Annotated in this window: 10 protein-coding genes; 5 read left to right on the forward strand and 5 right to left on the reverse strand. The window is 68.1% G+C overall.

The window, feature by feature from the left end; genetic code table 11:
* The first annotated feature begins 68 nt into the window (after positions 1 to 68).
* From D0C15_RS10230 to D0C15_RS10240, 3 genes are read left to right on the forward strand one after another with little or no spacing between them, the layout of a single operon-like run.
* Complete coding sequence (locus D0C15_RS10230; RefSeq protein ID WP_116043353.1) at positions 69 to 920, forward strand: DUF4097 family beta strand repeat-containing protein; 852 nt, start codon at positions 69 to 71, stop codon at positions 918 to 920.
* Between the two features lie 29 nt (positions 921 to 949).
* Complete coding sequence (locus D0C15_RS10235; protein WP_116043356.1) at positions 950 to 1,912, forward strand: ATP-binding cassette domain-containing protein; 963 nt, start codon at positions 950 to 952, stop codon at positions 1,910 to 1,912.
* Entirely contained in the window at positions 1,909 to 2,700 is a 792-nt protein-coding gene (locus D0C15_RS10240) for an ABC transporter permease (RefSeq protein WP_116043358.1), read from the forward strand. The genes D0C15_RS10235 and D0C15_RS10240 overlap by 4 nt, the downstream gene beginning before the upstream one ends.
* A gap of 91 nt (positions 2,701 to 2,791) precedes the next feature.
* On the opposite strand, the gene D0C15_RS10245 is transcribed toward D0C15_RS10240, so the two are convergent.
* Both D0C15_RS10245 and D0C15_RS10250 read right to left on the reverse strand, forming a co-directional pair.
* Complete coding sequence (locus tag D0C15_RS10245; protein WP_116043361.1) at positions 2,792 to 4,324, reverse strand: glycerol-3-phosphate dehydrogenase/oxidase; 1,533 nt, start codon at positions 4,322 to 4,324, stop codon at positions 2,792 to 2,794.
* Positions 4,321 to 4,938, reverse strand: coding sequence for a TetR/AcrR family transcriptional regulator (locus D0C15_RS10250; RefSeq protein ID WP_116043363.1), 618 nt, complete (start codon positions 4,936 to 4,938; stop codon positions 4,321 to 4,323). Before D0C15_RS10250 ends, D0C15_RS10245 begins: the two co-directional genes overlap by 4 nt.
* Positions 4,939 to 4,976: 38 nt before the next feature.
* Between D0C15_RS10250 and D0C15_RS10255 the strand changes: the two genes are divergently transcribed.
* Entirely contained in the window at positions 4,977 to 6,572 is a 1,596-nt protein-coding gene (locus D0C15_RS10255; protein ID WP_245975689.1) for an FAD-binding oxidoreductase, read from the forward strand.
* On the forward strand, positions 6,572 to 7,441 hold the full coding sequence (locus D0C15_RS10260) for a diacylglycerol/lipid kinase family protein (protein WP_116043366.1): 870 nt from the start codon (positions 6,572 to 6,574) through the stop codon (positions 7,439 to 7,441). Before D0C15_RS10255 ends, D0C15_RS10260 begins: the two co-directional genes overlap by 1 nt.
* A 143-nt stretch (positions 7,442 to 7,584) precedes the next feature.
* On the opposite strand, the gene D0C15_RS10265 is transcribed toward D0C15_RS10260, so the two are convergent.
* The 3 genes from D0C15_RS10265 to D0C15_RS10275 all read right to left on the reverse strand — a co-directional run bounded on the left by D0C15_RS10265 (position 7,585) and on the right by D0C15_RS10275 (position 11,476).
* The gene (locus D0C15_RS10265; protein WP_116043368.1) at positions 7,585 to 8,961 is read right to left on the reverse strand and encodes an APC family permease; all 1,377 of its coding nucleotides are present in this window, start codon (positions 8,959 to 8,961) and stop codon (positions 7,585 to 7,587) included.
* Positions 8,951 to 9,847, reverse strand: a complete 897-nt coding sequence (locus tag D0C15_RS10270; protein ID WP_211323143.1) for a carbon-nitrogen hydrolase family protein — start codon at positions 9,845 to 9,847, stop codon at positions 8,951 to 8,953. Before D0C15_RS10270 ends, D0C15_RS10265 begins: the two co-directional genes overlap by 11 nt.
* Before the next feature lie 150 nt (positions 9,848 to 9,997).
* On the reverse strand, positions 9,998 to 11,476 hold the full coding sequence (locus D0C15_RS10275; RefSeq protein WP_162829987.1) for a PucR family transcriptional regulator: 1,479 nt from the start codon (positions 11,474 to 11,476) through the stop codon (positions 9,998 to 10,000).
* Between the last annotated feature and the right edge of the window lie 29 nt (positions 11,477 to 11,505).

The raw sequence follows: 11,505 nt of genomic DNA on the forward strand, positions 1-11,505 counted from the left end.
GCGCGCCACCGCATCTCACCGTTCTCACCAGCGAGAACGTCGGCTTCACCAATTCAAAGGGGACAACCATGCCAAAATTCGACACACCGGAACCGATCATCGTGACCCTCGACATGAGTGTCGCCAACGTGCGGTTCGTCGCCAGCGAGCGCACCGACACCGTGGTCGAGGTGCTCCCGACCAACGAGAACGAACCGTCGGACGTGAAGGCGGCCAAGCAGGTCCGCGTCGAGTACTCGGGCGGCACGCTGCTGATCAAGGGCAAGAACCCGCGCCCGTTCGAGTCCTTGTCCACCAAGAGCTGGTCGGTCGACCTGACCGTCCAGCTACCCGAGGGCTCACAGGTGCACGCGGACGCCTCGGTCGGCGACTTCCAGTCCACCGGCAGGCTCGGTGAGTGCCGGTTCAAGTCCTCAGCCGGACACGCTCGGCTGGGCCCGACCGGACCGCTGCGGCTGAACACGTCCGCCGGACACGTCTCGGTCGAGGGAGTCGCCGGCGACGCCGAGGTGACCACGGGGTCCGGCCGGATCCGGATCGGTGACATCGAGGGCGGCACCACGATCAAGAACTCCAACGGCAACACCGAAATCGGCTCGGTCGGTGGCGAGGCGCGAGTGCGCTCGGCGAACGGGGACATCGCGGTGGACCGGGCGGGCGGCGGATTGACCGCGAAGACCGCGAACGGCGCCATCCGGGTCGGTGAGCTCGTTCGCGGCTCCGTCGTACTGGAGACCTCCAACGGTGACCTGGAGATCGGCATCGGCGCGGGCACGGCTGCCTGGCTCGATGTGCAGACCAACTTCGGGCAGGTGCGCAACGCGCTCGAAGAAACGGAGCAACCGGCCGAGAAGACCGGTCAGACCGTCGAAGTACGCGGGCGCACCGGATTCGGCGACATCACGATCCACCGGGCCTGAACCCAGCTCCTACCGTGAAGGGAACTCTGATGACGAACAACGTCGCCCAGCCGGCGATATCGGTGAGCGGGCTGCGGAAATCGTTCGGCGACAAGGTGGTGCTGGACGGCATCGGCCTGACCGTCGCACAGGGCACGATCTTCTCGCTACTCGGTGCGAACGGCGCGGGCAAGACGACGGCGGTCAAGATCCTGTCCACACTGATCGCGGCGAATGGTGGCCACGCCGAGGTCGCGGGACATGATGTGGCGGCCGATCCGGATTCGGTGCGTGCGGCGATCGGGGTCACCGGCCAGTTCTCCGCCGTGGACAACCTGCTCACCGGCGAGGAGAACCTGCGGCTGATGGCGGACCTCAACCATCTGTCCAAGAAGGAGGGCAAACGGACCGCGGCCGAACTACTCGGGCGCTTCGACCTTACCGAGGCGGCGGGGAAACCGGCGGCCACCTACTCGGGCGGTATGCGGCGACGGCTGGATCTGGCCATGACGCTTGTGGGCAGTCCCCGGGTGATCTTCCTGGATGAGCCGACCACGGGGCTGGATCCGCGCAGCAGGCGGCAGATGTGGCAGATCGTGCGGGAACTGGTGGCCGGCGGCGTGACCATCTTCCTGACCACACAGTATCTGGAGGAGGCCGACGAACTGGCCGACCGGATCGCGGTGCTGGAGGGCGGAAGGCTGGTCGCCGAGGGCACGCCGGAGGAACTCAAGCGCCGGATTTCCGGCGGTCACGTCCGGCTTCAGTTCACCGACCCCACTGGCCTGCGGACTGCGCGACGGGTTCTCGGTGAGGCCGCGCACTCCGACGGTGACGCGCTGGCCCTGCGTGTGCCGAACGACGGCAGCCTGCGCTCGCTGAAGACACTCCTTGACCGGCTCGACAACGAGTCGATCGACGTGAACGGATTTTCCGTGCACACCCCCGATCTGGATGACGTTTTCCTTGCCCTCACCGGTGATTCCGACAATGAGAAGGTGACGATCAGATGACCACCGCAGTCGCGAGCCACCCGTTGCGCGATTCGACGACGATGGTGCGTCGCAATCTGCGACGGATGGTGCGATATCCATCGATGACCGTGCAACTGATCGCCATGCCGGTGCTGTTGCTGTTGCTGTTCGTATACGTGTTCGGGGGCACGCTCGGTGCCGGGATCGGCGGGCCTTCCGGTGGCCGTGCCGAATATGTCAACTACCTGGTGCCGGCGATCCTGCTGATGACCATCGCGTCCACCGTCCAGGGCACAGCGATATCGGTGGCGATGGACATGACCGAAGGAATCATCGCCCGCTTCCGAACCATGAACATCGCCAGGGTCTCGGTCCTGACCGGCCACGTGGTCGGCAGCATCATCCAGGCGTTCCTGAGCCTCGCCGTGGTGGTCGGGGTCGCCCTGGCGATCGGCTTTCGCCCGGAAGCGGGCTTCGGCGGCTGGCTGGCGCTGGTCGGCCTGCTCGCCGCGGTGAGCTTCGCCCTGGTCTGGTTCACCGTGGCCGTCGGCCAGGCCTCGAAGACCGTGGAGGGAGCCAGCAGCCTGCCGATGCCGCTGATGTTCCTGCCGTTCCTCGGCAGCGGGTTCGTACCGACCGACTCGATGCCCGACGGGGTCCGCTGGTTCGCCGAGTACCAGCCGTTCACTCCGATCATGGAATCCATCCGGGCGCTGCTGATGGACACCCCCGTCGGCAACGACATCTGGATCGCGCTGGCCTGGTGCGCGGGCATCGCGCTGCTCGGGTACGTGTGGGCGAAGAAGCTCTACAACCGCACGGCGTGACCTGACGTCTGGCCGGTGGCTCGACTCGAGGTCGAGCCACCGGCTTTCGCCATGTCCCGCACCGGGTTCGCGCGGCAGCCGCCGGATCACGTCAGCTCTCTCGCGTGTCCGACAGCGCTCGTTCGGCCGAGGGCACGGCCTGTTCGCGGTCGGCAGGCGAGAGCCCGACGCGGGTGCGACGGTCGAGCAGGTCGGCCACGTCCAGCGCACCCTCATGTCGTACGGCGAATCGCAGTTCGGCGCCGACGGTGTCCACGCCGTCGGCGACAGGCCGCAGCAGAGCCGGATCGCGATTGGCTTCGGCGACCACGGCGGCGGCCTCCGTGCCGTACCGCCGCACCAGGTGTCGCGGTGCCGCCACGGTGGAGAGCTCCGCGGGAGCCGCCGCGCCGACCAGTGGAAGACGCGCGGTGCGACAGGGTGCGGCCTCGGCCGCCCGAGCGGCGAGGGCGGCATCCAGGGCGTCCTGGGCCATTCGCCGATAGGTGGTGAGCTTGCCACCGACGATGGTGACCAGGCCGTCCGGCGCGGTGATGACGGCATGCTTACGGGAGATGTCGGCGGTACTGGCCCCACCGGTGTCCAGCAGTGGGCGCAGTCCGGAGTACGTGCCCAGAATGTCCGCGCGGGTCAGTGATTCGGCCAGTGCGCTGTTGATCACCTCCAGGAGGAAGTCGATCTCGGCCGGCGCCGCCTGCGGTACGTCGGGGATCTCGCCGGACACGTCTTCGTCGGTGAGGCCGACGTAGACCCGGCCTTCGGGAGAGGGCAGTGCGAACACGAAGCGGCTGACGGAACCGGGTACCGGCACGGTCAGACCGGCACCGAGGGCACCGAAGGATTCGGCGGCGAAGACGAGGTGGCTGCCTCTGCTGGGGCGCAGGGTCATCCCGGGGGCGAACTGGCCTGCCCACACGCCCGCCGCGTTGATCACCATCCTGGCGTCGACGTCGACAGTTGTGCCGGACAGTTCGTCGCGCAGCACGGCTCCGTGCCCGGTGGCTTCGGTCGCCGCGCAGCGAGTGAGAATCCGGGCTCCGTGTGCGGCGGCGGTGCGGGCGAGAGCCACCACCAGGCGTGCGTCGTCCTGAAGCTGGCCGTCCCAGGCCAGCAGGCCGCCGCGCAGTCCGTCGACCCGCACGGTCGGCGCGAGTCGTCGCACTTCCGCGCGGGTGATCCGGCGGGATCGGGGCAGGGTGTGGCGCGAGGTGCCTGCCGTCGCCCGGAGTGCGTCACCGGCAAGGAAACCGGAGCGGGTCAGCGCTGCCTGGGAACGCGATACCACCGGTAGCAGCGGCACCAGCTGAGGCAACGGCCGCACCAGATGCGGGGCCGTGCGATCGATGAGGATTCCGCGCTCGACGGCGCTTTCATGGGCGATGCCGACAGCGCCCGACGCCAGATAGCGCAGCCCACCGTGCACGAGCTTCGAGCTCCACCGGCTGGTGCCGAAAGCCAGGTCGTGTTTCTCGGCGAGCACGACCGACAACCCCCTGGATGCCGCGTCGAGGGCGACGCCGGCGCCGGTGACGCCACCCCCGATGACGAGTACGTCGACCGGACCGTCCGCGGAGAGCGCGTCGAGTTCGCGGGAACGCCGGTTGGCGTTGAGGGAGGCGGTCATGGTGTCAGGTACCTCTCCAGAAGGTCGCGGAGGTGGCTGTCCAGCGCGTCGAAGTCGTCGGTCAGTACGGGCCCGGTGAGCGCCGACGACCAGGCGACCAGCAGCACTGATCGGGCCAGTTCCGAGGCGTCTCCGGCGCGAATCGAGCCGTCGGCGATGCCGTTGCCGACGGCTTTCTCGAGCAGGGCCAGCTGGTGCTCGGTGTTGGCGCCACGGCGATGGAGCAGATACGGCATCAGGAACTCCGGGTCGAGTTCGATGATCTTGCGCAGCATCGGGTGGGTGCGGCTCATGTGTGTGGTCCGGACGACGACGTCGACCAGGCGCTGCCGGCCGTTCGGGGCGTCGGAGGTCGCGTCGACGGTGTCGACGGTGTCGTTGATGGCGGTCGACCACTCGCGGGTCAGCAACGCGGCGACCACTTCGCGCACGTTCTGCCACCGGCGGTACAGGGTCGCGCGGGAGACTCCGGCGTGCCGGGCGATGTCGGCCATGGTCATCCGGCGCAGCCCGACGGCGAGGAGCAGGTGGTATGTCGCGTCCAGGATCGCGTCTTCGCTGACCGCATTGGTGGACTGGCCGGACGTCTGGGGATTGCGACGCTGCGACATCATGTGTCAAAGTGTAGCACCTGACTTTAGGAGTGGCCATCGTGAACGAAATCGACGTGCCCGTGGTGCGGATGCGGCGCCCGCGCTGGGGTAACCCGCAGACCCCGGGCGCACTGCCCGGAATCGCTGCCACGGCTCTCGAACAGCTCGGCGCGCGAAGCAGCGCCGCTGTGGATCCCGGCGACGTCTCGCTGCCCGACTCGGCTCTGCCTGCCGCGGCACGGGAGGCCATCGTGTCGGTCGTGGGCGCGAAGTATGTCGCGGCGGAACATGATGCACGGGTGCAACACACCCGTGGCTACTCGACGCCGGACATCCTCAAGCTACGCGCGGGCGACGGCACCGACGCCCCGGACGTGGTGGCCAGCCCTGGTGACCACGACGAGGTCGTGGGTCTGCTGCGAGTCTGTTCGGAACACCGGATCGCGGTCGTGCCGTTCGGGGGTGGCACATCAGTGGTCGGTGGACTGACTCCGGTGCGGGACGGTTTCGCCGGGGTGATCGCACTGGACCTCCACCGCCTCGACCAGCTGGTGCATCTCGACGAGGTCTCCCGGACGGCCACGTTGCAGAGCGGAATGCGCGGTCCGCAAGCCGAGGAACTGTTGCACGCCAAGGGCTTCACCCTCGGCCACTTCCCGCAGTCGTATGAAGGCGCCACCATCGGCGGCTACGCCGCGGCTCGCTCGGCAGGCCAGTCCTCGGCCGGATACGGACGGTTCGACGAGATGGTGGTCGGGCTCGTGCTGGCCACCCCGAGGGGCACCGTCGAACTCGGCACGGCGCCGATGTCCGCCGCGGGCCCGGATCTGCGGCAGCTGGTGCTCGGTTCCGAGGGCGCGTTCGGCGTCATCACGTCCGTGACCGTGCAGGTGCGACCGGTGCCTCGGCATAGGGTGTTCGAGGGATGGCGGTTCGAGTCCTTCGGTGCGGGCGCGGAAGCGCTGCGCGCGCTGGCGCAGGACGGGCCACTGCCGACCGTGCTCCGGCTGTCCGACGAGGCGGAGACCGCGGTCAACCTGGCCGATCCGAGCGGCAAACTGGGCGGCAGCACGGGTGGTTGCCTGGTCGTCACCGGTTATGAGGGCGCGCCGGGTGAGGTCGAGGCGCGCAGGGCTGCGGCGACGGAAGTCCTCGCCGCGGCTGGCGGCACGGCGCTGGGCACCGAGGTGGGGGAGGCCTGGCGCGAGGGCCGATTCCGTGGCCCTTACCTGCGGGATCCGATGCTGGACGCCGGAGGCCTGGTGGAGACGCTCGAGACCGCGACGTTCTGGTCGAACCTCGCGAACCTGAAGACCGCGGTGACCCAGTCGATCACCGAGGCACTCGCCGGTCAGGGCACGCCACCACTCGTGCTGTGTCACATCAGCCATGTGTACGCGGCGGGCGCGTCGCTGTACTTCACCGTCATCTGCGCGCAGTCGGGCGACCCGCTCGAACAGTGGGCTCAGGCCAAGCACGCGGCCAACGAGGCCATCCGGTCCTCGGGCGCCACCATCACCCATCACCACGGTGTCGGCACCGATCACCGGGAGGCCTATCACGCGGAGATCGGCCCGCTGGCCGTGCGCGCTGTTCGCGCGGTGAAGGACTCGCTCGATCCGAAGGGTGTGCTCAACCCGGGTGTACTGATCTGATGCGGTCGTTCCATGCGCTGGTCAACCCGATCTCCGGTGGCGGTGTCGCTCCACGGCGCTGGCAGCAACTGGCCGAGCTGCTCGCCGAGGCCGGAGCGAAGGTGAGCGTCGAACGCACGCGAAGCCGCGGTCACGCGGTGCGTGCGGCGGCCGATGCCGCCGCCCGGGGTGATGTGGTCGTCGCGGTCGGCGGCGACGGCCTGGTGCGAGACGCCGCGGAGGGTGTGGCCGCCGCGGGAGGCACACTCGCGGTGGTCCCGGCGGGCCGGGGCAACGACCTGGCCCGCAAGCTGGCGCTGCCGTCCGAACCGGCCGAGTTGGCGGCGCTGCTGCTCGACGGTCGCGCCCAGCAGATCGACGTGCTCGAATCCAGTGGGGCCTTGGTGATCGGCAACATCTACGCGGGGATCGACTCGGTGTCCACCGCGATGATCAACAACAGCCGGTGGATCCCCGCGCCGCTGCTGTACCGGCTCGCACCCGTCGTGACGGTGCTGACCTGGCGCCCGCCGACCTACACCATCGTCGCCGACGGTGAGCGGATCACCACGAAGGCACATATGGTCGTCGTCGCGAACTCCGGAGCCTACGGGCACGGTCTCAGGATCGTGCCGGACGCGGTCCTCGACGACGGGTTGCTCGACATTCTCATTGTCGGTGCGGGGCCGAAGCGGCGGCTGGGACGCTTTATGCGTCAAGCCAAGACCGGTGCGCACGTCCACCTTCCCGAGGTGCGGGTGATCCGCGCCAAGGAGGTCTCGCTCAGCGCGGATCGGCCCCTTCCCGTCGGCGCCGATGGTGACGACCTCGGGCGGCTACCGCGTACGGTCCGGCTGCGACCGGCCGCCCTGAAGATCATCACTGTCTGACGAGCAGCACCGAGATCGCCGCGGGCAGGCCGGGCTGACGCTGCGGCATTTCCCGCGGCCCTTCGAGTTCTCCACACCGGGCGCCTGACTGGCTACGCGCGCGATGAGCGTGGAACGTTCGAGACCGCAGGCACCTGGGATGCTCAGTGAGCGGGGTTGGCCTGCGGGGCGTCTTCGTTCCGACCTGGACTGTCGTCGAGATCCACCGCGGGGGGTGGGACTCGGAATCCCCGTGTCAGAAAGAGAAGCCAGCAGAATCCCACGGCCAGCCAGATGAAGCCGAGTGTGAGCGCATTCGAGTCCAGGTGCGTGATCAACCAGCCGACGAAACCGAGCCCGATCAGCGGCGCGACGACCCATGTCAGGGGATTTCGCGGCTTCGTGGCGCGGTCGCGGAAGTACTGGGCGATCACGGAGATGTTGACGAAGGCGAACGCGGTGAAAGCGCCGAAGTTGATGAACGATGTCGAGGTGGTGACGCTGAGCACGAGCGCGAGAAGGCCGATCCCGCCGGTGAGCAGGAGGTTGTAGATCGGCGTGTGGAACCGGGAATGGACCTTCGCGAAGATCCGGCGGGGGAGTGCGTTGTCCCGCCCCATGGCGTACATCAACCTGGCCCCTGCCGCCTGGATCGGGATGCCGGCGGTGAACTGCGCGACGATGACGGTGGACAGGAAGACCGCGCCGAAGAAGTCGCCTCCGATCTGTTCGGCGATCTGCAGTGGTGCGCTACCAGCGTTCTGGAACTGCCCTCCCGGGTGGACCAGCTGGATGACGTAGGCGACCAGCACGAAGATGATGCCGGCGATGACGGCGGTCAGCACGATGGCACGCGGCACGGTCTTGCGCGGATTCTTCGTCTCCTCGGCGAAAGTGCTGACCGCGTCGAAGCCGATGAAGCTGTAGGCGGTCAACGCCGCGCCCGCAGAGACCGCCGAGATGGTGGAGGTGCTGTTCCAGAAGGGTTCGGGGCTGAGTACGGCGCCGACGCCGGAGTCACCGATAACGGTGTCCAGGGAGAAGATGACGAAGAAGAGCAGGACCAGCACCTGGAAGGCGATCAGGGCGAGGTTGATTCGAGTCGCTACCCGCATGCCGATGACGTTCAGTGCCGTCGTGAGAATGATGAAGCCGAGCAGGAACATCCATCCGGGTACCGCCGGGAACTGCTCGGTCAGGTACACCGTGCCGAACAGCCAGACCACCATCGGCAGGAAGAAGTAGTCCAGGAGGACCGCCCACCCGACCATGAACCCGACTCGCGAGTCGATCGCCCTGCGAGCGTATGTGTACGCCGAGCCCGCGGCGGGATACAGGCCGGCCAGCTTGCCGTAGCTGAGCGCGGTGAAGATCATCGCGATGGTGGTCACCGCATAGGCGGTCGCCAGTGTCCCGTTGCTCGCCTCGGAGAACACGCCGAACGTGGTCAGGACGATGAACGGCGTGATGTAGGCGATTCCGAAAAGGACGAGTGGCCAGAGCGTGACCGTGCGCTCGAGTTGCTGTTTGTCAGATGTCACTGGTATCTCCGCTGTGGCGCGACTGGGATGGATCCCAGCGGATGGGGTCTAGGTGGCCTTCGTAGAGCGGGAGGGGGAGAACGGGATCACCAGGTCTGGCCTGGGACCACATCCTGTTCAGCCCGCAGGTCCCGGTCTCTCGGGTCTTGGTGACGCTGTCGAGGTCGATCACGTCGCTGAGGCGAGCCGCCGACTCGCCCGCCGATTGGACGCGGACGAGGCCCTCGGGATCAACGATGGTGCTCCGGCCTGTGCCGAGGGGTGCGGCGGCATTGGCGCTGAGGACGAGCACCTGGTTGTGGATCGCAGCCGCACGGGTGAGCACGAGTTCCTGTTCGCGGTCGGCGGTCGTGGTCTGGGTCGGGATGACCACGACCTCGGCACCCAGCCAGGCGAGGTGCCGGACTACCTCGGGAAACCACAGGTCGTAGCACACGGCCAAGCCGATTCGTCCGACCTCGGGAATGTCGAACGTGACGAACTCCGTGCCCGGGTCGAAGGGCTCGGCCGGCCGCCACGGGAAGATCTTCCGATAGCTCGCCGCCACCTCGCCGTCAGGTGTGATGGCGAGGGCCGTGTTGAACAGTTCGCCGTTGGCCCCGCGCTCGAGCACCGTCCCCGGGATCAGCCACACGCCGGCCTCGCTGGCGATCGAGCGCAACTCGGTCACCCGGGGCCCGTCCAGTGGCTCGGCCAGTTCCCGGTACTTCCGGTCACGCTCGGCGCGGTTGCCTTCGACCGTGCAGGTGTGCAGTTCGGGGTAGACGAGCAGGCGGGTCCGCGGGAACTCGTCCATCTGGGCCAGGACGTCGTGCCGCAGGTGACCAATTGCCCGGTCCGGGGGCTGGGGACTCGCCTGAGCCAGGAGCACGGGGAGAAGTCGCACGTGAACCTCCGTGTAGTTCCGCAGAACGTACGTGACCGCCGGATTCCGGGACAGGGACGAACTGCACAATATGGCGGGTCCCGCCTGTGCACCATGTCAGCCGCGGTGCGGGTCATCCGATTGTGTAAGCGGCGCGACGCGACTGCCGGATCAGGCCGAGCCGGTGGCTACCTGAAGGGCGATCCACGCGTTCACCCGTACCTGGGGATCGTCGAGTGAGCGCCCCAGCGCGGCTTCGATCTGCGCGATTCGATTGCCCACGGTGTTGCGATGTATCCCCAGCTCTTCGGCGACCTTGAGCCGGGAGCCGTGGTGGTGCAGGAAAGAACTCAAAGTCCGGACCAGTTCCTTGTCGTCCAGCCGGGCGAGGAACGAAGTGGCGAACGCGGCAGCCCGGTCGTCGTCGAGCACCGCCATCGCGCCCTCGTTGACCAGCCGCTCCCACCACACGACTGGCGCGGCCGGGGTGGCGGAGGCCAGGGCGTGGCCCGCGTTCGTCCAACTGCGACGGGCGTCGTCGATCGTCGTGGGGCTGCCGACGCCGCCGAGGAGACCTCGTGCGGCGATGGCAGGCATGTGCTGGTCGATGGCGACGGGGGTGCCAGCCAGCCACAGTTCCTCCCGCACCCGCGCCGCCAAAGATACGGAGTCCTCTACCGACTCCAGAGCGTCACGCAAGGCGTCGTCCGGTCCCGTGACCCGAGCGATGACAACGTGTTTCGGTAGCGCCGCGCCACGATCACTCCTGGCCTCCAGCACGATCGCCGCGGTCCGCGCATCGGCGTCGACGAGCAGTTCCAGCGCACGTGCGCGCAGACGGCGATCAGCGTCGCGTCGTTCGAGGCGGGTCTGCGCCGCCAGGCTGAGCAGCGAGACGGCCGTCGCTATCGCCGTCCGTTCGCGGTCGGTGACCCGATGGGGCAGGTACACCGCGAGGTGTCCCACCGGCGGTCCTGTCAGCCCGACCGGCTGCACGACAAGTGTCGCGGTACCGGTCTGGATGCTAGTGGCGGCCCGCAGCCCTTGTGGTCGCAGCCTGTCCACCTCCGACGCCACAAGGGCCGGGTCGAGCTCGGCGCGCGCGGGTCCTGTTGGCTCGATGGCGTCGCGGCCGACCAGTGTCGCCGCACCGTCGACGATGTCCGCCAACCGGCTCACGAGAGCCGCGGGATCATCCCGGCGAAGAGCGGTCTGCGTCAGCTGCCGCTGGGCCTCCAGTGATCTGCGGGCAGCGTGCTCGGCGTCGGTCTCCTTCATCGATGCGAGGGTGTGGCTGATGGCCACGAAGGTTGTCTCCCTCGGCACCTCGAACACGTTCAGGCCCTCATGCCGGCAGGCGGCGATCAATCCTGTTGGGACGGTGCGGTGGGTGAGGCCGGTGGCGAAGCCGAGCGCGACGACCTTCCGTGCGGCCAGCCGGGCGACGTAGCCCTTCCATTGGCTGCGCCACTGCCTCATCTCCAGGCCGGTGGTGAGCAGGACCTCGCCGCCCTCGAGGAAGGGCGAGGGATCGGGGAGTTCGCTCGTCGCCACCCATCTGATCTCGGCCGCCGGCTGTGGCAGGTGCACCCCGGCAAGCGCGAGCGAGTGGTGCCCAACTAGTTCCTCGACCGCGACCATGAGTGACATAGTTGCACAGTTGGGCCTGCTGGAGGAGG

The organism is Amycolatopsis palatopharyngis (genome assembly GCF_003385185.1).
GTDB classification, from domain to species: domain Bacteria; phylum Actinomycetota; class Actinomycetes; order Mycobacteriales; family Pseudonocardiaceae; genus Amycolatopsis; species Amycolatopsis palatopharyngis.